The sequence below is a fragment of the Schaedlerella arabinosiphila genome (assembly GCF_003885045.1).
GTDB classification, from domain to species: Bacteria; Bacillota; Clostridia; order Lachnospirales; family Lachnospiraceae; genus Schaedlerella; species Schaedlerella arabinosiphila.
In genome coordinates, this window is the sequence record NZ_RHJS01000002.1 from 5,781,213 (window position 1) to 5,802,264 (window position 21,052).

General features: G+C 35.2%; 22 protein-coding genes. All 22 read left to right on the forward strand.

What is annotated here, in order from left to right; translation table 11 throughout:
• Positions 1–21 precede the first annotated feature (21 nt).
• The 22 genes from EBB54_RS27175 (at position 22) to EBB54_RS27280 (ending at position 21,008) form a co-directional block, all read left to right on the forward strand.
• The gene (locus EBB54_RS27175; RefSeq protein ID WP_125129768.1) at positions 22–984 is read left to right on the forward strand and encodes a CgeB family protein; all 963 of its coding nucleotides are present in this window, start codon (positions 22–24) and stop codon (positions 982–984) included.
• Positions 971–2,101, forward strand: a complete 1,131-nt coding sequence (locus EBB54_RS27180) for an EpsG family protein (RefSeq protein ID WP_125129769.1) — start codon at positions 971–973, stop codon at positions 2,099–2,101. The genes EBB54_RS27175 and EBB54_RS27180 overlap by 14 nt, the downstream gene beginning before the upstream one ends.
• Before the next feature lie 9 nt (positions 2,102–2,110).
• Complete coding sequence (locus tag EBB54_RS27185; RefSeq protein ID WP_125129770.1) at positions 2,111–3,568, forward strand: oligosaccharide flippase family protein; 1,458 nt, start codon at positions 2,111–2,113, stop codon at positions 3,566–3,568.
• Positions 3,553–4,764: a glycosyltransferase family protein gene (locus EBB54_RS27190; RefSeq protein WP_125129771.1), complete on the forward strand. Its 1,212-nt coding sequence runs from the start codon at positions 3,553–3,555 to the stop codon at positions 4,762–4,764. The genes EBB54_RS27185 and EBB54_RS27190 overlap by 16 nt, the downstream gene beginning before the upstream one ends.
• A gap of 41 nt (positions 4,765–4,805) precedes the next feature.
• Positions 4,806–5,843 carry an XRE family transcriptional regulator gene (locus tag EBB54_RS27195; protein WP_125129772.1) on the forward strand — a complete coding sequence of 346 codons (1,038 nt, stop codon included), beginning with the start codon at positions 4,806–4,808 and terminating at the stop codon, positions 5,841–5,843.
• An 81-nt stretch (positions 5,844–5,924) separates the two neighbouring features.
• Positions 5,925–7,082, forward strand: coding sequence for a DegT/DnrJ/EryC1/StrS family aminotransferase (locus tag EBB54_RS27200; RefSeq protein ID WP_125129773.1), 1,158 nt, complete (start codon positions 5,925–5,927; stop codon positions 7,080–7,082).
• A gap of 8 nt (positions 7,083–7,090) precedes the next feature.
• Positions 7,091–7,624, forward strand: a complete 534-nt coding sequence (locus EBB54_RS27205; RefSeq protein ID WP_125129774.1) for a GNAT family N-acetyltransferase — start codon at positions 7,091–7,093, stop codon at positions 7,622–7,624.
• A gap of 34 nt (positions 7,625–7,658) precedes the next feature.
• A complete protein-coding gene (locus tag EBB54_RS27210; protein ID WP_125129775.1) occupies positions 7,659–7,880 on the forward strand; it encodes a phosphopantetheine-binding protein in 222 nt (73 codons plus the stop codon).
• Between the two features lie 21 nt (positions 7,881–7,901).
• Positions 7,902–9,527, forward strand: a complete 1,626-nt coding sequence (locus EBB54_RS27215) for an acetyl-CoA carboxylase carboxyltransferase subunit alpha (protein WP_243127836.1) — start codon at positions 7,902–7,904, stop codon at positions 9,525–9,527.
• Between the two features lie 64 nt (positions 9,528–9,591).
• The gene (locus EBB54_RS27220) at positions 9,592–9,813 is read left to right on the forward strand and encodes an acyl carrier protein (protein WP_125129776.1); all 222 of its coding nucleotides are present in this window, start codon (positions 9,592–9,594) and stop codon (positions 9,811–9,813) included.
• A 4-nt stretch (positions 9,814–9,817) separates the two neighbouring features.
• The gene (locus EBB54_RS27225; protein ID WP_125129777.1) at positions 9,818–10,579 is read left to right on the forward strand and encodes an SDR family NAD(P)-dependent oxidoreductase; all 762 of its coding nucleotides are present in this window, start codon (positions 9,818–9,820) and stop codon (positions 10,577–10,579) included.
• A 53-nt stretch (positions 10,580–10,632) separates the two neighbouring features.
• Positions 10,633–11,508 carry an AAC(3) family N-acetyltransferase gene (locus tag EBB54_RS27230; protein WP_125129778.1) on the forward strand — a complete coding sequence of 292 codons (876 nt, stop codon included), beginning with the start codon at positions 10,633–10,635 and terminating at the stop codon, positions 11,506–11,508.
• Between the two features lie 15 nt (positions 11,509–11,523).
• Positions 11,524–13,050: an AMP-binding protein gene (locus tag EBB54_RS27235; protein ID WP_125129779.1), complete on the forward strand. Its 1,527-nt coding sequence runs from the start codon at positions 11,524–11,526 to the stop codon at positions 13,048–13,050.
• A gap of 11 nt (positions 13,051–13,061) precedes the next feature.
• On the forward strand, positions 13,062–13,292 hold the full coding sequence (locus EBB54_RS27240) for an acyl carrier protein (RefSeq protein WP_205128769.1): 231 nt from the start codon (positions 13,062–13,064) through the stop codon (positions 13,290–13,292).
• Entirely contained in the window at positions 13,292–14,362 is a 1,071-nt protein-coding gene (locus EBB54_RS27245; protein ID WP_125129781.1) for a 3-oxoacyl-[acyl-carrier-protein] synthase III C-terminal domain-containing protein, read from the forward strand. Before EBB54_RS27240 ends, EBB54_RS27245 begins: the two co-directional genes overlap by 1 nt.
• A gap of 24 nt (positions 14,363–14,386) precedes the next feature.
• Entirely contained in the window at positions 14,387–15,241 is an 855-nt protein-coding gene (locus tag EBB54_RS27250; protein ID WP_125129782.1) for a formyltransferase family protein, read from the forward strand.
• A gap of 58 nt (positions 15,242–15,299) precedes the next feature.
• Complete coding sequence (locus EBB54_RS27255; protein WP_125129783.1) at positions 15,300–16,121, forward strand: GNAT family N-acetyltransferase; 822 nt, start codon at positions 15,300–15,302, stop codon at positions 16,119–16,121.
• Positions 16,105–16,854, forward strand: a complete 750-nt coding sequence (locus tag EBB54_RS27260) for an MBL fold metallo-hydrolase (RefSeq protein WP_162307222.1) — start codon at positions 16,105–16,107, stop codon at positions 16,852–16,854. The genes EBB54_RS27255 and EBB54_RS27260 overlap by 17 nt, the downstream gene beginning before the upstream one ends.
• The gene (fabD, locus tag EBB54_RS27265; RefSeq protein WP_243127837.1) at positions 16,835–17,662 is read left to right on the forward strand and encodes an ACP S-malonyltransferase; all 828 of its coding nucleotides are present in this window, start codon (positions 16,835–16,837) and stop codon (positions 17,660–17,662) included. Before EBB54_RS27260 ends, fabD begins: the two co-directional genes overlap by 20 nt.
• Before the next feature lie 12 nt (positions 17,663–17,674).
• The gene (locus tag EBB54_RS27270; protein ID WP_205128770.1) at positions 17,675–18,238 is read left to right on the forward strand and encodes a GNAT family N-acetyltransferase; all 564 of its coding nucleotides are present in this window, start codon (positions 17,675–17,677) and stop codon (positions 18,236–18,238) included.
• 100 nt (positions 18,239–18,338) lie between these two features.
• Positions 18,339–19,784, forward strand: a complete 1,446-nt coding sequence (locus EBB54_RS27275; protein ID WP_125129787.1) for an MBOAT family O-acyltransferase — start codon at positions 18,339–18,341, stop codon at positions 19,782–19,784.
• Positions 19,785–19,805: 21 nt separating this feature from the next.
• A complete protein-coding gene (locus EBB54_RS27280) occupies positions 19,806–21,008 on the forward strand; it encodes an alginate O-acetyltransferase AlgX-related protein (RefSeq protein ID WP_125129788.1) in 1,203 nt (400 codons plus the stop codon).
• Positions 21,009–21,052: the final 44 nt, after the last annotated feature.

Here is a 21,052-nt window from a genome sequence, read left to right on the forward strand (position 1 = left end):
TACTAAAATAGGAGAAAAGGATTGAAAGAAGAATCTGAATTTAACAAAAGTGAAATATGCTTTATTAGACCTTGCTTAAGGCAAGGGGATTACTGGCATAATGCAATGAAAAAAGAAGGATATAATACAGTGATTCCATATAAAGATTATAATCTTTTTATGAGGATTATTCGTGAAATCTGGTTTGGATTAGATTTGCCTAAAAAAAATTTATGGTATAATCCAGATATTAAAAAAAACAATGCAAAAATATATTTTGTAAAAGATCCGTTAATGACAGTGGATTTCCTTTTATGGCTTAGGAGAGAAAAAAAGGATGCGCGTATTTTGCTTGACTTTGACAATCGTGTAGGAGCAAATATTAATCCAGACGATCTACAAGACAGTTCCATTGAAAAATGGTCTTACGACCCTGATGATTGCTATCAGTATAATATGAAACTTAAGCCAAATGGATATTTTGACTGCTACAAAATCAAAGAAAAGAAAAAAATTGTTTATGATATTATTTTTGTGGGACGGGATAAGGGAAGAGCAGAAAAATTGTTTCAATTAGAGAACACTTTGAATGAGTTAGGATTAAAAACGTATTTTCGAATAAGCCCAAATAGAAGCTATCTAAAATTTAAGAAAAAGTATTATAGACCTGTTATCACATATACCGAATATTTAGAATTACTTGCAAAAAGCAGAGCTGTTCTAAACTTAATGCCAGACGGGCAAACTGCAATAACAATGAGAGATTACGAAGCCATATTTAATGGAATTAAATGTATTACAAATAACTCGGCAATTAAATCATTCAGACTGTATCATCCAAGTCGATTCTTTATTATAGGTATTGATGATATAAATAAAATTAATGATTTCCTTGAGAAAGAATTTAAAACAATATCAGACGAAGAATTGGACGAATATAAACTAGATAAGGTGATTTATAAAATGGTTAACACAGAAAAGGAATTTTGTGATGCAAGAAATTAAATTGATTCTGTTCATTTTGATATGGCTTGCAATTACTATTATGGGCTTTTATTTCAATAAATCGAAAAAATGCTATACAATTATTATATGTACTTTTTTATGTTTAATGTTGCTCTGTAAAGATTCTTATGACATTGCAAATTATCGTAGAGCATATGATGAACATATTTTTCATTCAAAAGAATGGTTCTTTGACTATATTAGACAATTATCTTGGGAAAATGGTTTATCATTCGACTGCTTTAGAAGCATATGGTGTATAATTATAGTAATATTACTATATAAGGGAATAAAAAAGTATAGTAATTATGCGGCGCTAGTAAGCGTGTTTTTTTTTATAGTACCATTTCTGTCAGGCTTTATTACGCAGATGAGAAATAGCCTTGCAGGGGCGATTATAGTATATGCACTGCCATTTTTAGTCAGTGATAAAAAAAACGATTATATGAAATATATTATTTGTGTAATCATAGCAAGTTTTGTTCATATAATGTCGATAATTTATTTGGTTCTTTTGATTCCACGATTGGTAAATGTCAGCTATAAAAATTTTCATATATTTTGTATTATAGGAACATGTGTTTCTGTTATTTTTATATTTAATATTACTGATATTATGAGTCTATGGATAGAAGCATATGCAGGGAGAATCCCTAATGAGTTTGTTGCAAAAAATCTTTTGCGTTTTAGACTATATTTTCAAGAAGGAATGCGTTCAAATGCTACAGGATTTTTTTTCGCAGCCGGACATCAGCTAATAGTATACTATTATTCGTTGAAAGCATATAATAGATGTTTTCAGAGCCGAGAGTATGTGTTTTATAATAGAAATTCCATCGAAAAATTAGGTGAAATTATGGATCTTTTGTTGTTTATAATACCTTTATATGCTATAAGTATGCAGATGCAAAGAATTTTTTTTTACTGCTCTCCTTTATTTTACGGAATAATTGTTCAAAGTAATATGGAATTGCATAATAAAAAAGGAAATAAAAAAATTATGGTGCCCAGCGATTTGCTTTATCTGTTAGGATTTTTAATTGGTATATATATAATAAGTATATACCATACATCCGAAGATTTTTTGCGTTGCATTAATGGAATGTACATTTGGTAAAATTTAAAGATGAAAAATATTTCAAAAAGTAGTTTTGTCAGAAGTTTACTATGGAAAACTTTGAATTTAATATTAGGGCGTGGAGTATCTCTTGCCTTTAGCATATATTTTGTGAGAAAACTAGATCCTGATTCATATGGATTGATGGCAGTATGGTCAGTTGTTCTTTCACTAGGAAATATAGTTGTTAATTGTGGCTTGGATACAGTTTTAATTCAAAAACCAAATATAAAAAATGAGGATTGGGATATTGCATTCTCATCTTGTTTCTATAGAGGGCTTTTACTGTTTTTTCTGTTACTAATTAGTGCCCCTTTATTTTCGAACTTTTATGGTTCTAATACATTAGGCGAATTGCTTCGTATAGCTGGGTTAGATTTTATTAGTCAAAGTATTATTACTGTCTGTTTGGCAAATGCTATGCGAAATATGAATTTTAAGAGAATATTTATTGCAGATTTATCAGCTGCATTATTAGGCGGAATAGGAGCATCTATATGTATGCATATTATTGATCTTAAATGGACTCTTTTAGTAAACACAATTGTCCATAGAGCAGGATATGCATTATTACTTTTACTTCTTCAAAAAGAAAAAATACATTTTTCTTTTAAAATATATGAATTGTATGAAATTTCAAAATGTGGAATAAAAGTTATGACTAATGGATTGTTAGACATTTTAACCTCATCCGTATCCAGTTTATTTTCTGCAAAAAAGTGGAATCAAACAGATGTTGGATATTCTCAACAAGCAAGTAAGCTTACGATGCTTCTAGGTGTGGAGACATACAATGTTATATCAAATTTACTTTTGCCTACTTTTTCGTCTTATCAGAAAGATAGAGATCAACTAAAAAAAATAAGTCGTTCCATAATGAAATGTAGTTGCTACATTATGTTTCCTCTAATGATGGGATTGTGTGTATGTGCACCGGAAATTACTGTTTTATTATATACTGATAAATGGTTGCCTTCTGTTCCTATCATAAGAGCATTGTGCATTTATTATGCTTTAAATCCAATTAGACAGCTCTGTATGAACTTAAACTATTCTGTCGGAAGATATCGTAAAAATATGCAAATTGAATTTTATAGATTGGTCTTTGTTATATTTGCAATAATAATTTTTTCCTTTATTAAGAAAGTAGATATTACAATTTTTGCTTTGGCACAAAGCAATATAGCTTTTCTTACAAGTTTTCAATATTTATCTTCATTAAAAGAGAGTGTAGATTATAAGGTAAAAGAAATATTGACAGATATAATACCAATACTTTTGATTACTTCTATTTCTATTCTACCCGTTTTTCTGTTAAAAGTAATAAAAATGCCAGTTGTTCTATTCCTTTTTTTGTCAGTGAGTATAGCGGTTATACTATATTTTTTCTTTTCCTTTATATTCAAATTGGATATTTTCAACTATGCTGTTAATTATATCAAGGAGGGAATATGGAAAAAAGAATAAAAACTAATATATTAATTGAATTTGATAATTTTACAGAAACAGTTAATGGAATGATGCAATTTGCAAATACAATAAAAGATAAATATCCGATAAAAGTTAGATGTGTTAATTCATGTAAAGTAAGTATAAAATTAATTGAGTGGAGTGATGTAGTTCTTTCTATAAGAAGTACTAATCAAATAACTGCTCGTATTTCTCAAATATGTAAGAAATATAACAGATTTTTTATATACCAATTAGACGATAATCTGTTTTTACATAAGAATGATGAATTGTTTAAAAAGATAAGAATTAAATATCTAAAGCAAACCATAGAAAACGCTGATGTTTTTTTGTCTTCTAATCCAAATTTAAATACATATGTCTCCGAAAAATGCAATATACATCGTTTTGCTAGAATGGATACCGCCGCGAATGAAGAAGAAATTCACAAATGGAGGATAAGTGGAAATAATAAAATTAAAATTGTCTTTTATTCCAATGCGGGTAACGGACAATGGTTTAGGGATATATTGATGCCTATATTACCAAAATTGACGAAGATGACAAATAAAAAAATAGAAATACAACTACTTGGTATCAATGAGATGGATTGTTTAGGAGAGTGTAAGATAAAATACGTACCGCATATGAGTTTGAAAGAGTTTAAAACATATCTATGGAAACAGAATTTTGACATAGGCGTAGCACCTCTTCCTGATAATGATGAATTTTGTAAATGCAAATATTTTAACAAGTTTATGGAATTTACAATGGCAGGTATACCAGGGGTCTATTCCAATTGTATCCCATATACAACAGTGGTAGAAAACGGAAAAAATGGTTTTTTATGTAATAGTAAAGAAGAATGGTTGAGTGCTTTATATAAACTTATTGAGGACTATAATTTGCGACAAAAAATTGTGGAAAATGCACAAGAACTATTGAGGACGACTTTTTCATATGCGAATATTGAAAAAAGAATAATAGAAGACATTCCAGAGTTAATTACATTTAAAGCAACAGAAAAGGTTCGGGGATGTCTGCTGCCAGTTAAATGGAATTATATAATACTTCTTTTTATGGATAAAGTAAATGCATCATATCGCTATTTGCGAAATGGTGGAATTAGAGCATTTTGCAGACGGATAAAAGAATATACTATAATAATGATGCAAAGAAAAGAAGAAAAAGCGAGAAATGAAAATAGTGATTAACTGGTACATGAGAAGAGAAAAGACTATTTTGGAGTGATTATTTGGATATAAATGTAATAGGAAATGCAATACAATATCTTAGAAAGAGAGCTGGATATACTCAAAAAGAATTGGCGGACAGAGTAGGTGTAAGCGACAAGGCAGTATCTAAATGGGAAAGAGGAATTGGCCTACCTGATACTGCTATAATCGGGAAAGTAGCAATTTTGCTTGATACAGATACGGATAGTCTGCTTACCGGAGATGTAATTCATCATAATACAGAATGGGGCGGATTGCTTGTATTAGAAGAAAATTACATTGGTATAGGTGCAGACACCATTATTTATGATAAACCTCTGGTTTACTTTTTGCTAAGTTATTTCATGCTTATGGGTATTAGAAACGTTGATATCGTATGCGGAGAAAAGGACCGGAAATATATTTTAGAAGAATTTGGGGACGGAAAACGTCTTGGGCTGCATATTGCCTGCTCAGGTGTTTTTCCGGCAGGACAATATACTTCCGGCAGCGGTAGCCTGATGATCGTTTCAGGTAGGTCAATCATTTATGGAGTTGATCAGACAAGATTCTTCCAAAAGGCAATGCTCCACAGAGAGCATATTACCATTCTGTCTCTTCCCAAAAAGAGAATGGGGTATCCATCAAGAATATACTTTGACGCTGATAAGAAAATTGTTTCAGAAGAAGACGAGGATCACTTGGTAACACAGTATGATTACCATCAGATCCCCGTTATTTTTTGTCCAAAACAGGTGATAGGTCATGTGGAGCAGTGTGATGGTGTGCAGCTTCAATCACGAATTTCGTCAATGCTGGATCAAGAAAAGATATATACTGTTACACTGGACCGCGGCTTTGTGGAGATAGCTATAGATAACTGGGACGATGTCATGAATGCGTCCATGTTAGTAAAGTCAATTCAAAATGCCTGCGGTATGCAGATTTATTGTATTGAGGAAATCGCATGGCGCAGAGGATTGATTACCAGTGCCGAACTCAGGAAGTGCGCGATGGAAAAAGCAGGTACGGATTATGGGGAATATATTAGCAGCCTTCTGGAAGATATGAAACAGTAAACAGGTAAACGGTAAGTAGATAGGCTTTTGAGGAAACAGCAATTATAATAAATAATGATTACAGGGAGAAGGAGAAATGATATGGCAGGAATCCAACTTTTTAAAGCGAAATATGAAGTAGACGAGTGCTTGCAGGAAATTCGTGAGTGCCTGGAGGCCGGATGGACCGGGCTTGGATTTAAGACGGTTCAATTTGAGAGTGCATGGAAAGAGTATACCGGACTTCCATTTGCTCATTATACAAATTCGTCTACAATTGGATTATATATGGCAGTAGATATTCTGAAGGAAGAGTATGGATGGGCAGATGATGACGAGATAATCACGACTCCGATTACATTTGTTTCCTCTAATCATGCAATATTAAAATCTAAGATGAAAGCAGTTTTTGCAGACATTGACGATACGATGTGCTTAGATCCAAAATCGGTAAAAGAACATATTACAGAGAAAACCAGAGCAATTATGTATGTGGGACTGGGCGGAAATATGGGGAATTATTATGAGATTGTTAAAATCTGTGAGGAACATAATCTGAAACTAATTTTGGATGCGGCACATATGGCAGGTACGAGATATAAGGGAGAAATACCAGGCCGTGAGGCAGAGGTTGTTGTTTATTCATTTCAAGCGGTAAAAAATCTTCCGACAGCAGACAGTGGAATGATCTGCTTCAAAAGAGGGGACTTTGATGAAATTGTAAGAAAGAAATGCTGGCTCGGAATAAATAAAGACACATACTCCAGATCTTCAGACAGTGGAAATTACAAATGGAAATATGATGTGGAATATATTGGAGATAAAGGCCACGGCAATTCCATTATGGCATCAATCGGGCTGGTTCAGTTAAAGTATCTTGACCGGGACAACGCCTATAGAAGACAGCTTGTACAATGGTACAGGCAGTGCTTGGAAAAGTGCAGTGATAAAATAAAATTTGTACGGATGGAGGAAGGATGTGAAAGTGCCTGCCATCTTTTGCAGATTTTGGTTGATAAAAGAGATGAACTGATGGTTGTTCTTAATTCTGAGGAAATCTATCCGGGAGTACATTATGCAAATAATATTAACTATCGGATGTATGATTATGCAAAGGGAAGCTGCCCGTATGCAGAATATGTGAGTGAGCACACGATTTCGCTTCCGATGAATATGTATTTGACATATAGTGACATTCAAAAGATTTGCAGTGTAATTGCTGGATTTTTGAATCGACAGAATGCGTACTCAGGAAGATAGGAGAAAAAATGGTATATGACGATGTACTTAAAGGCAGGTATGTAGATTTAAGAGCTGTTTCTGTAGAAGATGCGGAATTTACACTTAAGATTCGGCAAAATCCAAAGAACACAAGAGGAATCCCAAAGCTAAACAATACCATCGAAGAACAGCAGGAATGGATTAGAAATCAACGTAAAAAAGAAGGCGATTATTTTTTTCTGGTGGTTTCGAAGAGTGGAGAGAAGCTCGGAACAACAAGTATTTACAATATTGAAGGTGATGTCGGAGAAGGAGGGCGATTGATTTTAAATGGAGATGCCTTTCAGATTTTTGAAGCATCCCTTTTGCTCAACAGATTTGCATTTGATAATTTAGGATTAAACAAGATTGTTGGCTTTACTTTTGCATCAAACAAAAGGGCAATAAGATTTAACAGAAAAATGGGATATGTAATCTGCGAACCGGAAAAAGATGAAAAGGGTATAGAAATATGCAGATGCTGTCTTACAAAGGAAAGAAATAAAGAAACCCTTTCATCTTTAGAACGAATTTTGTATTAATAAAGATAAATCGCAATAGGAAGGATGAGATGAAATGGCAGATGATGACATTATAAAATTACATAGAATAGAAGAAATTATGGATCTCGAGGAAGGCTCGCTTACTCTGGAAGTTCATTTATCAGATTTGGAGGAATGGGATTCTTTGGCCGCAATTTCTTTTATGGCATTGGTAGACAGCGACTACCATAGGACTGTGAATTTAAGTGAATTGAAAAAAGCGATAACAGTTCAAGATTTGATTGGGCTGATATAAGTTGATAGGTGGTAATAGACTGTGAAGAAATGTAAGGTATGCGGAACGGAGTATGAGGAGGGAAATTTAAGGAAAAAAAGATATATCTGTACTTCGTGCGGCTATCATTTTAGGATTCCGGCCAAGGAAAGGATTCGTATGATAGCAGATAAAGGTACATTTGCAGAATGGTTTGAAGATTTGGACTTGAAAATCCCGATAGAGGAAACTTATGCAGAGAAGCTTGCGATTGCAAGAGAGAAAACAGGCATTAGAGAAGCTGTTGTTGTTGGAGAGGCCAAGGTACTGGGGGAAAAGATTGCAATAGGTGTCTGCGATAGTTTTTTTATCATGGGTAGTATGGGACATGTTGTAGGGGAAAAGATTACACGGCTTGTGGAAGCGGCGACGGAAAATAAACTGCCGGTATTCATTTTTTGTTGTTCCGGAGGCGCAAGAATGCAGGAAGGCATCATATCTCTGATGCAGATGGAAAAGACGGCTGCTGCGTTAGGCAGGCACGATAGAGAAGGATTATTTTCATGTACTATTTTGACGGATCCGACAACAGGAGGTGTCACAGCAAGTTTTGCTATGCTTGGAGATGTCATCATGGCAGAACCAGGAGCTACAGTTGGATTTGCTGGAAAAAGGGTTATCAAGCAGACGATAGGAGAAGAATTACCAAAAGGATTTCAAACATCTGAATTTATTGAAGAACATGGAATGATAGATGGTATAGTGCAAAGGAAACGGCTCCGGCAAATGATACAGTTTCTTTCAGTTGTAAACAAACAGAGCGGAAGCTTTGCTTCATTTACAAATGGATTGAACAGCCGGTTTTATCAGCTTTCTCAAAGCTATGCTGTAAGCCTGGCCTGGTCGAAAAAGACACCATGGGAAAAAGTAAGAGAAAATAGAAAAATTGGCAGGCCTGCTACTGTGATGTTTATCAGAAATATATTTGATGTGTTTGTAGAATTGAAAGGGGATAGACTTTATAGGGATGATCCTTCTATCGTAGGCGGTATCGCATTACTTGATGGCCAACCAGTCACTGTGATTGCAGAATACAGGGGTATCACTGTCGAAGAAAATCTGCGAAGAAACTTTGGTATGCCAAATCCAGAAGGATATCGGAAAGCGCTCCGCCTGATGAAGCAGGCAGAGAAATTTGGAAGGCCGATTATATCTTTTATAAATACACAGGGTGCATATTGTGGTGTCGGTGCGGAAGAAAGAGGACAGGGAACTGCGATTGCCAGGAATCTTTTAGAGATGTCCAGGCTCAAGGTGCCGATACTTGCGATTATTGTCGGAGAAGCAGGAAGCGGAGGCGCGCTTGCGACTGCGGTTGGTGATGAGGTATGGATGTTTGAAAATGCGACATATTCCATTATTACCCCGGAAGGCTATGCATCCATTTTATGGGGGGATTCATCCCGGGCTCCTGAGGCGGCAGAGAAAATGCATATTACGGCACAAGATTTAAAGAAAAAGAAAATTATAGATAAAATTATACCGGAGTATGGCGGGGCTAATATGCACAATGTGAGAAAAATTTCAGAATATATAAAGGTGCAGATGAAAAATTTTTTGTTAAAAAAGAACAGTATGGATAGAAATGAAATGGTAGAAGAACGATATAAGCGTTTTAGAAAGTATTAAATTAGAAAGTATTAAAAATGAGAGAACACGATTGAAAAAATGATTTAAAGAAAAGGAGAGAATTATGAGTAACGAGAAAAAAATGGAAATGTTGGCAGAGATTATGGAGCTGGATGTATCAGAAATTCGGGAAGATGCGGAGTTATCGGATTATGACGAGTGGGATTCGATTACTGCATTATCTGTTATTGCGCTTGTTGACGAACAATTTCATAAAAATCTGTCAGGAAATCAGGTTAAAGAGTTTCGGACAATAAAAGATGTTTTGGATGTAATGGAAGAATAAGAAGATGCGGGATCATTATTTTGATTTTTCAGAACATTTATACCTTGTCACAGGGGCTTCATCCGGGATTGGAAAAGCGATTTCGATCGCACTGTCGGAATGCGGCGCGAGGGTTGTATTGATTGGCCGTAATCAAACCGGACTTGAAGAGACAAAAACAATGCTTCACGGCAATGACCACTTGATCATTCAAAAAGACCTGGCTGATGAAAGCGACTATTCCAGTCTTTTTGATACGGCAATTGAACATGGCGGACGTATAAATGGGGTTGTACATTGTGCAGGGGAAGCTCCGGTTCTTCCGCTGGCAATGCTTACAAGGGAAAAGATGGAGCATTGCATGTCGGTAAATTTTTATGCGTTGATTGAGCTGTCAAGATGTCTTGCCAGAAGAAAGTACAGGGCGGATAAAGCGTGCATATTGGAGATATCTTCTATTAATTCGCTTTATCCGGATAAATGCCAAACTATTTATGCCGCATCAAAAGCAGCAGCAAATGCCGCAGTTCAGGCGCTTGCGTTAGAACTGGTCAAAAACCATATCAGAATCAATGCAATTCTGCCAGGAAGTGTGGATACGCCTATGTCAAGACAGGCATTTATACAGATGGGAAATGAAAATAGAGAAAAGAAAATCAGCAAGCAGATTCTTGGTGTGACATCATTAGAAGAAATTGTAAATATAGCCCTTTTTATGATGAGTGATCTGTCATCTGCGATAACTGGACGTACAATATTCTCTGATGGAGGATATATCAATTTTTAGCAGTATACGATTATATTTTAGCAGCTCAATCAGGTTGTTTGGAATATTGGAGAATGGATGGGGATAAAACAGTGAACGAACTTTTTATTGATTCGGATGGAAAATCATATGGAGCAGAAGATATACGGCAGTCTCTGCTGGATATTGGCGCTGATGATTGTGATACGCTTTTTATTCATTCCGATGTGATGTTTGGAAAGCCGCCGACAGGATTTCGAAGACAGGAGTATCTGCGTATTTTGTATCAGATCATAGAGGATTTGGGAGTCAGAAATATAATTGTACCGACATTTACTTATAGCTTTTGTAATCATGAAGACTATGATGTGTTAAATAGTAAGACATCTATGGGGGCTTTTAATGACTATATAAGAAAACAGAATGGCAGATATAGGACACTTGATCCGATTTTGTCTTTATCTGTTCCGGAAAATTTGAAGTGTAAGTTTGAAAATCCAGGAGAACATTCTTTGGGCGAAAATAGTGGACTAGATATATTGCACCATATGGATGGAGTAAAATTTTTATTCTTTGGTGCAGATATAGCAAATTGCTTTACATTTGTTCATTATGTAGAAAAAATGATGGATGTCCCATATCGTTTTAATATGCCGTTTGTAGGAAATATTATTGATTATGCAGGAAACAGATTTATGAAAAAGCAATTTATCCATACACAATGCTGCGGGGTTAAGGTGCCTGAAAGATATGGTTATTTTGAGATGTTTTTGAAAGATAGAAGGTTTTTGAAAGATAAAAGGCTTGGAGATAAATTCATTTCGTGTATAAGTGAGACCACCGCATATCGTGAAATTAGTGGATTGATACAAAAAAATATATATTATTTTGTTGAAGAACCGTTTAAACCAGAAGATTTAATATTTAAGTATACATATGATTATACGAAATCGAAAATAACACATTGTTAAAAAGGCGGATAAATCATGAACATAAATTTATTGGATCATTTTGAAAATACTGTATCAAAGAATAGGAACCGGATTTCCGTTAAGCACAAAGAAGAAAGTATAACATTTGCTGAATTGGAAAGTAGGGCGAAGATTGTAGGTGGAATAATAACAGATATTGTGCCGGACGCATTAAATAAACCAATAGCGGTATTTCTTCCAAAGGAAATAAACACGGTTATCGCTGATTTGGGAATTATGTATTCGGTAAACCCTTTTATGAATCTTGATATAAAAATGCCTGAAGAACGGATTAAAAATATATTCGGGCTAATAAAGCCAGTGGCTGTAGTAACAAGCAGGAAATATCAGATGAAGCTTTCACAAATATCTGTTCCGATGATACTCATTGACGAGATTGAATGGGAAAATAACTGTGAAGTAGATGAAAGGCTTTCTGAGCGAAGAAATAGTATGATTGATACAGATCCATTTTGTATTATCAATACATCAGGTTCAACAGGCACGCCTAAAGGGGTGATTTTAAATCATAGGAGTTTTTTTGACTTTATGGAAGTCTCAAACAAGAAATTTGGCTTTAACGGAGCGGAAATAATGGGCTCTCTTTCTCCGGTTGTGTTCGATATTTTTGATTTTGAATTATGTATGTTGATGTTAAACGGATCACAGCTCATTTTGCTGGATGCATTTCTTGCCTCCTTTCCTGCAAGGCTTTTAGAAACGATGGCTCAGGAAAAAGTATCGTTTATATTTTGGGTTCCGTCGATCATGGTTAATATAGCGAATATGCATCTGCTAGAAAAAATTCCGTTATCGGATCTTAAGCTGGTATGGTTTGCTGGAGAAGTATTTCCTACAAAACAATTTTGCTATTGGTTTGATAATCTGCCAAATACAAAATTTGCGAATCTTTATGGTCCGATTGAAATTACGCTTGATTGTACATATTTTGTTGTGGAAAAAAGACCGGATGAAAGAGAAGCCTTGCCAATAGGAATACCATATCGTAATACAGACATCTTGATCTTAAATGAAAATAATCAGAGGTGTGCAGTTGAAGAGGAAGGCGAACTGTGTGTAAGAGGAACATCCCTTGCCATGGGATATTATAACAATCCTGAAAAAACTGCAGTTGCATTTACTCAAAATCCTTTGAATAGGGCATATCCGGAGATTATATATCGTACAGGAGATATGGCCTATATACGTAAAGACGGGAATATTATGTTTAAAGGACGTAAGGACAGTCTAATAAAACATATGGGGTACCGTATTGAGCTTGGAGAAATAGAGCATGTTATTGAGAATGATTTGAAGCTAGTAAAATATTGTTGTGCGGTCTATCAATATGAAAAGAAAGAAATTGTTTTATATTACGAAAGCGATAATGAAATAACGGATAAAAATTTTAGAACTGCGTTGATGAAGATATTTCCGTCATATATGATTCCAGGAGTGTTTGAAAAAATGGATGAACTGCCAAGGAATACAAACGGAAAAATTGACAGACTTTTGTTAAAAGAAAAAGCAAATATGATATAGGAGGCGTAATTTTGGAAGCAATATTATGTATGCTGGACGAGATTCGGCCAGAATTTGATTATAAGGAAAGCAATAATTTTATTGAAGATGGACTACTAGATTCTTTTGACATCATTTCGTTGGTTAATATGATAGAAGAAAAATATGATATTAAAATTGACGGATTGGATATTATACCGGAGAATTTTTTCGATGCGGAAGCTATTGTTAGATTAGTAAAAAAGAGTGGAGGTAATATCTGATGCAGACATTCTTTTCCGGGAAAAAAATATCATCAATGCTTGGAGTACTACCTGAGAAAGAAGGATTTTTTGATGATGAAGCAGAAAACTATTCATTTCCGGTAAAACAAACAATGCGATTGAAAAAAGTGATGGGATTCAATAAGCACAGACTATCTAAGAGCACATCGACAGTTTCTGATTTCGCAGTATACGGGATAAAACATATAATTGAGAATGGATGGATCAGAAAGGAAGAAATAGGTGCCATAGTAGTAGTTACGCTATGTCCGGATCATTTTGTTCCTCATATAAGTAATATTATACAGGCGCAATGCGGATTTGATTGCAACACTTTGTGCATTGATCTGGCGCAGGGATGTTGTGGGTTTCTACTAGGGCTTATGGAATCCTTTCTTTTACTCGAACATATGGGCAGAAAAAAGGTGCTTCTTGTAAATGGAGATGTCGTAAGTCAGAAGGTATCTAAACGGGACAGAAATGATTTTCCATTAATAGGAGATGCAACAACAATTACCATAGTCGAAAACAGTGATGAAAATAAATCCATATATTACGAAATGCATACGGACGGAGCAAGGGGAGATGCATTGAAGATACCGGCAGGCGCTTTTCGTATGCCAAGTTCTCCAAATACAGCACTTATGAAGGATCAGGGAGACGGTAATTTTCGCAGCCTTGATAACATTCATATGGATGGAAGTGGTGTGTTTAATTTTGTGCAGACAGAAGTTCCTCCTATGCTGGAACATGCATTTAAAGTGTCGGAAGAAAATGTAGATGGAATAGATTATTTCCTATTTCATCAGCCAAATAAATTTATGCTGCAAAAGCTGGCGGAAAAAGCAGGGTTACCAGTTGAAAAGCTACCCATGAATTTGGTGGAAAATTTTGGAAATCCTAGTGGGGCTTCAATCCCGCTCACTGCAATATACAATCTAAAAGACATTCTTCAAGAAAAAATATGTCATTGCTGTTTATCTGCATTTGGATCAGGATTGGCGTGGGGTGTTATGTTTATGGATATCGGTAGATTGGAACATTGTGAATTAATACAATCAGAGCTTTAATTGATTTAAGAAAGGATTATCAGGATGGGAAAATTTGAAAAGGTGTACCTTGTTGGGAATGGAAGGGTTGCAGATGAATGTCTGAAAGAGCTTCATACCAGAAATATTCCCGTGACTTATATAGAAATATTTCCTGAAAAATTTAGTTTTACAAAGAAGCTTTGCGAGAGATTAGGTATTGAATTTCTTAAAATAGATAAAAAAGAGTTCAAGGAATTTTTACTGGAAATAAGAGAAGAAATTCTAATTATAAGTGCGCATAACTCATATATATTTCCGGCTGCCGTGGTTGAAAAGGAGAATTTTACTATTATCAATCTTCATATAGCTTTTCTCCCCCAATATAGAGGAATGAACCCCTCTACATGGGCAATCTTTAATGAGGAAAAGTATGCTGGTGCAACCTGGCATGTAGTTGGAATTGGTATAGATAATGGCGGAATCATTGTGCAAAGAAAAGTTCCGTTATTGGAAGATGATACTGCAATGAAATTGATGCTCAGATGCTTCCAGGAAGGCATTGACCTTTTTCGGGAAAATTTAGATGTATTTTTGAAAAAAGAATATATTGTGAGTATACCGACTAAATCCGATACAAAGCTTTATTTGTCAAGGGAACTTCCCAATGATGGATTTATGGATTTGAAGTGGGGATTTAATAAAGCATATGCCTTTTTGCGGTCGATGGATTATAGCGGTGCGGATTTAATGCCGATGCCTAAACTGAAAATAAATGGAAAAATATATAATATTAAAAAATATAAGAAGGAGATATCTTCGGATGTGAATAAAAGTACAAATGTAATAATAAGCTGGGCTGAAAATGATATTCTCAAATTAAATTGGGGGGGGGTATTGCATAATCTGCTGGCTTCATAATACAGGGGTTGTACATGAGTATATTTGATATTGGGAGATCAATGTACGATTACAGATTGTGTTAGATTATATGTACTTAGAAATAAATAAGAAAATTGCTAAATTAAAAGATCATTGCAGACCAATCACAAATGGTTATACAGATGATATTTGCAGCATTGTAGAATCCATATGGGAAGAAAAAGAATCGTTTATGTTTTCATATGATGACCATGGGGTGAAAAGACTGATATATTACGCTTCAGATGAAGAAACATTGGAAAAACTTTTATGTAAAGCTGGCAACGAAAAGGGTAAAAGAGAGTATGTTGTTGAATTTTTGTCACGCAATGTAAATGAAAATAAAGAAGTATTCGAGAGGGCCGGCTATGTGGGCCTTGCACGGATGATGCGAATGTCAACATCTGATTGTGGAAATGTATTTGATCATGTATCTATGAGTGAAAGCAAAATTGATTCAATGGGGAAACAGGCTGGAATTACCGACACTGAAGTGATTAACAGGAAACTGTGGTCCGTGTTTGATACGAGGATCAGTCATTTGGTAAGCGATGATGAATTGAAAGAAATGATAAGAAAAGGGGAAGTGTACATACACAAGGGAAAAATGGGGAATGTGGATGCGATACTGCAAACCCATATGCAACCACGTAAACTATATATTAATCAGGTGTTTAATGGAGCTGAAAAGCGGGTAATACACGATATGTTGCAGCGCAGAATACGCGAATATATACAAGCAGGTGGAAAGTATATGTATGCGTGGGTAGAAAAGGATAATATTGCATCTTTGAAGTTTCATCAAAAATATGGGATGCGGCATGATGGAATGTGGGATTTAGTATATGCATCTGGGAAAAACAATGTCGAAAGAAAATAAAATCGGAGGGATAACTGTACATCAATTCGTTTGGGATTTCATAGATTCGAATGCTTATATATTAATAGACAATGATAATGCATTGATTGTTGATCCGATTAACTCGAACGAATTTTGGCAGTTTATAAATGAGAAACGAATAGAAGAAGCAACCGTTATATTAACGCATGAACATTTTGATCATATCAGCGGTCTGAACAGATTGAGAGAAAAATTGGATTGCCATGTATATGCAAGTAAATGCTGCAGTAGAAATATTGGAGACTGTAAAAAAAATCTGTCTAATACTGCAAATATATTGTCATATTTTAATAAAGAGATAGAGAAAAGTCATGTCCACATAGATGCATTTACCTGTAAAAAAGCAGACGTGGAAATAAAGGATAAAATAGAAATTATATGGAATGGCCATATTTTAGAGTTTGTATTGACACCAGGACATTCGGAGGGAAGCATTTGCGTGATTCTTGATATGTATATGTTATTTTCCGGTGACAGTTTTATGGAAATTCCTGTTATAACAAGATTTCCTGGAGGGAATAAGAAATGTTATCAAAGTGATACAATTCCATTTCTAAGAAGCCTTTTTGGAAAAATCAGTGTGGTTTTTCCAGGACATGGAGATATGTTTAGCATGAAGAATTTTGAAAACAGAGGAGTAGGTAATGACGAATGCTTTTTTATTTCCGGGACAGGGCTCCCAGGAAACAGGTATGGGAAAAGAGATTTATGATTCAATCGGGAAAGCAAGGATAAGGCTGGAGGAAGCGTGCGACTTTTTAAACTATGACCTAAAGAAATTGATGTTTGAGGAATCAGATGGAAAATTGAATCTGACGCAATATGCACAACCTGCAATCTATGTTTGTTCTGCAATGTATCTGGAAAAAGCTATACAGAGCGGACTCTCATATAACTATGTAGCAGGTCATAGTCTGGGTGAATATGGTGCGCTGTATGCAGCTGGCGTTTTTTCGTTTTTAGATGGCTTGGCACTAGTCCAAAAGCGGGCGGAGGTTATGTCTAAACAAAATGGGAAAGGATCAATGGCCGCTGTAATGGGAATTTCAGAGAAGGAATTACTGGACATGATTTCGAAAACTCATGGAGCGGTAGTTGCAGCAAATCTTAATTCACCTATGCAGACGGTTATTTCCGGAACGGATGAAGGAATCAACATGATTGAAAGAGAACTGTCTAAAAATCCATCTATTATCTTTCGGAGGCTGTCAGTAAGTGCGGCATTTCACAGTCCGCAAATGGAAGAAGCGTATGATGTCATGCGTACGGAAATAGAGAAAATGAGTTTTAATGAGCCCATATGTGATGTTGTTTCAAATGTCACAGGAAAAGCAACAAATGATTTAAAGATAATGAAAGAAAATCTGATACAGCAGATGACGGGGCAAGTCAGATGGAATGATAGCGTAAAGGAAATGAAAAGGCTTGGTGTAGAAGTGTTTTATGAAATTGGACATGGAAGAGTATTAAAAAAATTAAATAGGATGATTGTAGCATCGCCAAAATGTTTTTCTGTTTAATTCAAAGCTAATTTGAATAAGAAGTATATGTTTATTTCTGGAAAGGAAATTATTATGAGAATTTTTTTGCGTCCAATAACAGAAGCTGATGGAAAGAAAATAGTAAAATGGAGAAATGCGCCCCAGGTCGTAAGACATTGCTTTAACCGGGTTCTGGTTACAGAGGAATCAAATCGAGATTTTTATAAAGCTCATGTCGAAACAGGTCATTATAAACAATATATTGTTGAGCGTGTTGATGAAGATTTTGGTGTGGCATCGTATGCTATAGCAACAGTCTATTTAAAAGACATGGACATAATAAATAGACGATGCGAATTATGCATTTTTACAAGTGACGATGAAGAATGGAATACGGAAAGTCAGAGTATTGCCATAAAATTGCTTTTAGAGAAAGCGTTTTGTGAATTTGGAATGCATAAGGTTTATTCCTATGTATTTTCAGAATTCCAGGACGAAATTGAACTGCTGAAAAGCGCAGGATTTGAGGAGGAAGCAATCTTAAAGAAAGAAGCATTATCAGTAGATGGCAGCTATGTCGATGCATATCGTATGGTAGTATTTTCTGAGGTCTAGTACAGCATTTCTTAATTATGTATACACTAAGCGCATTATGGAAATGCTGTACTAGGTATTATTGCAGGTTAATACGAGAAAAAGCCATGAAGGGGATCATATGATATTTTCCAGCACAACTTTTATTTTTGTATTTCTGCCGTGTGTATTGGCAGCTTATTATTTGCTGAAAGAAACGTATAGGAATGCTTTTCTGCTCATTGCCAGTTTATTCTTTTATGCATGGGGGGAACCGAAGTTTGTATTTATCATGATCATTTCGATTGTGATCAACTATCTGACAGCACTTGGCATTTCATATTTTGCTGACAGGGGGGGGAGATACAGTATCAGAAAGCTTCTGTTAGGATTAGCTGTATGCCTTAATATTGGTCTCCTGTTTATATTTAAGTATCTTAATTTTACAACATCATATCTAAGCAAACTGATTCCATCGCTCCCTGTGACAAGTATTGCCCTTCCGATTGGAATTTCGTTTTTTACATTTCAGGGGCTGTCATATATTATCGACATTTACAACAAGCAGGAACGGGTACAAAGGAATGTAATAGACTTAGGTCTTTACATTTCTTTTTTTCCCCAGCTGATAGCAGGCCCGATTGTAAGATATAAAACAATAGCAGCAGAAATCAAAGGCAGGAAGTCAGAGTGGCCTGATTTTTGTCAGGGTGTAAAGCGTTTTATCATTGGTATATCTAAAAAAATCATATTAGCCAACAATATGGCATTGGTTTCGGACAAAGCTTTTTCCCTTAACGTAGGAGAACTAACTGTTGTGATGGGATGGCTGGGAATGATTTGTTATACCTTTCAGATTTATTTTGATTTTTCAGGATATAGCGATATGGCAATCGGTTTGGGGCGTATGTTCGGATTTCATTTCAATGAGAACTTTGATTCTCCATACACTTCCAAAAGTATTACAGAATTTTGGAGAAGATGGCATATATCGCTTGGCTCCTGGTTTCGGGACTATGTATATATTCCTCTGGGCGGTTCGCGGGTGAAAAGGGAGAGACATATCTTTAACCTTTTTGTGGTCTGGCTTTTGACGGGGATATGGCACGGAGCAAGATGGAATTTTATTGTTTGGGGATTTTTGCATTTTGTACTGTTGATAATTGAAAAATATTTGATACACCCCGAAAAATTAACAAGGTTGAAAGGAATTTTATGGCGAGTGTTTTCTATTTTTTGTATTGCATTTGGCTGGGTTATCTTTCGGGCAAATGGGCTGCATGGCGCTTTCAGGTACATAAAAGGAATGTTTGGATTAAATGGTAATGAATTTATTAAAGCTCAAACAGTTTTCTATGGTCGGGAATACATTTTTCTTATTTTGATAACAGCGTTGTTCAGTGTACCGCTGTCAGACTGGATAAAAGATAGATTGTCCAAATTGCAGGAGAATGGAAAAGCAAGCTTTTTGATCAAAATAGCTGCTTCGAGTGGAATTGAAATTATGTTATACTGTACTTTATTTCTTTTTTCAGTTTCATATCTTGTAATGGGTGCGCATAACCCATTTATCTATTTTAACTTTTAAGCTAAGCAAGGTGAAAAAATTATGAAAAAGAAAGAAAAAATCAGCAGTGCAGATACAGTTATTGCAATCTTATTTCTGTTGTTTTTGATATATGTTTTCAGCTCAAATGTAAAGATACCGTTTGCGGCAGTTCACAATCTATTACAAGGTGCTGCCGGATTTAGTTCAGTTACTGAATCATTTGAAAAAGGATATTGTGAAGCATTTCCGAATAAGACTGTGTTTATTGATATAAATGGGCTGGGACATCGTTTATTCGCACAGAGAGAAGTGAACGGTGTGGTTAAACTGAAGAATGGTATGCTGTCAGAGGGAGTGCCTGCATTACCAGAAAACTCAGGATTTGTCAAAAATGCTGACAATGTTAAAGTATTTTCAGATTGGCTCAGGGACAGAAATTCTAATTTATTATATGTTCAGGCGCCATGGAAGCATGATATATACGAGGATACAAATTGGCCGACAGGTATTGAAGATTACAGCAATACAAATGCGGATATATTTTTGAAGGAATTAGAAATAAGAGATGTGAACTACCTTGATCTTCGGGAAAAATTTCATTTAGAAGGGGGCTTTTATTCCAAGTTTTTATGTACGGAGCATCATTGGAATGCCAATGGCGGTTTTGCAGCATTCCAGTACATATGTGAGTATTTAACCGATATATACGGAGAAGAAATAGAAAAAGAAGTATTTGATATTCAAAATTATCAGATTGACACTTATAAAAATGGATCATTAGGATATTATGGGGGCAGGACAGGATATCTGTTTTCCGGCTTTGATAATTTTAGTATCATTTATCCTAAATTTGAGACAAATCAAACTTGCGAAATTGTACACAAACAGGTATTGAGAAGCGGCTCCTTTTATGAAGCAATCTTTGATCAGAGCTTCAAAGAATTACCATGGAGAGAACGTGGAATGTATGGGATGTATATAGGCGGTGATTTCCCTTTGGTACTTCATAAAAGCGAAACAGCAAAAAATGATGGAACAGTTATGCTATTCATTGATTCCTTTGGAACAATGGTGGAATCTTATCTGACTACTGCATATCAAAATGTAATTGCGGTAGATTTGAGATGGATTCTTAGAAATCAGATGAATGTCACGGCAAAAGAACTGGTTGAAGAATACGATCCTTCAAATGTTATTATCATGTTCAATCCAAATCAGTTGGGGTATGCTGAGAGTGAACAATTTCGATATGGATTAGAATAAATGATGCAATATGGGTGTGTAATATATAAAAGAAAAAGACCAAA

Coding starts and splice junctions, on each gene's coding strand:
- EBB54_RS27180 (WP_125129769.1), top strand. CDS start 971: ATGCAAGAAATTAAATTGATTCTGTTCATTTTGATATGGCTTGCAATT.
- EBB54_RS27185 (WP_125129770.1), top strand. CDS start 2,111: ATGAAAAATATTTCAAAAAGTAGTTTTGTCAGAAGTTTACTATGGAAA.
- EBB54_RS27190 (WP_125129771.1), top strand. CDS start 3,553: ATGGAAAAAAGAATAAAAACTAATATATTAATTGAATTTGATAATTTT.
- EBB54_RS27200 (WP_125129773.1), top strand. CDS start 5,925: ATGGCAGGAATCCAACTTTTTAAAGCGAAATATGAAGTAGACGAGTGC.
- EBB54_RS27205 (WP_125129774.1), top strand. CDS start 7,091: ATGGTATATGACGATGTACTTAAAGGCAGGTATGTAGATTTAAGAGCT.
- EBB54_RS27210 (WP_125129775.1), top strand. CDS start 7,659: ATGGCAGATGATGACATTATAAAATTACATAGAATAGAAGAAATTATG.
- EBB54_RS27220 (WP_125129776.1), top strand. CDS start 9,592: ATGAGTAACGAGAAAAAAATGGAAATGTTGGCAGAGATTATGGAGCTG.
- EBB54_RS27225 (WP_125129777.1), top strand. CDS start 9,818: ATGCGGGATCATTATTTTGATTTTTCAGAACATTTATACCTTGTCACA.
- EBB54_RS27230 (WP_125129778.1), top strand. CDS start 10,633: ATGGATGGGGATAAAACAGTGAACGAACTTTTTATTGATTCGGATGGA.
- EBB54_RS27235 (WP_125129779.1), top strand. CDS start 11,524: ATGAACATAAATTTATTGGATCATTTTGAAAATACTGTATCAAAGAAT.
- EBB54_RS27245 (WP_125129781.1), top strand. CDS start 13,292: ATGCAGACATTCTTTTCCGGGAAAAAAATATCATCAATGCTTGGAGTA.
- EBB54_RS27250 (WP_125129782.1), top strand. CDS start 14,387: ATGGGAAAATTTGAAAAGGTGTACCTTGTTGGGAATGGAAGGGTTGCA.
- EBB54_RS27260 (WP_162307222.1), top strand. CDS start 16,105: ATGTCGAAAGAAAATAAAATCGGAGGGATAACTGTACATCAATTCGTT.
- fabD (WP_243127837.1), top strand. CDS start 16,835: ATGGGAAAAGAGATTTATGATTCAATCGGGAAAGCAAGGATAAGGCTG.
- EBB54_RS27275 (WP_125129787.1), top strand. CDS start 18,339: ATGATATTTTCCAGCACAACTTTTATTTTTGTATTTCTGCCGTGTGTA.
- EBB54_RS27280 (WP_125129788.1), top strand. CDS start 19,806: ATGAAAAAGAAAGAAAAAATCAGCAGTGCAGATACAGTTATTGCAATC.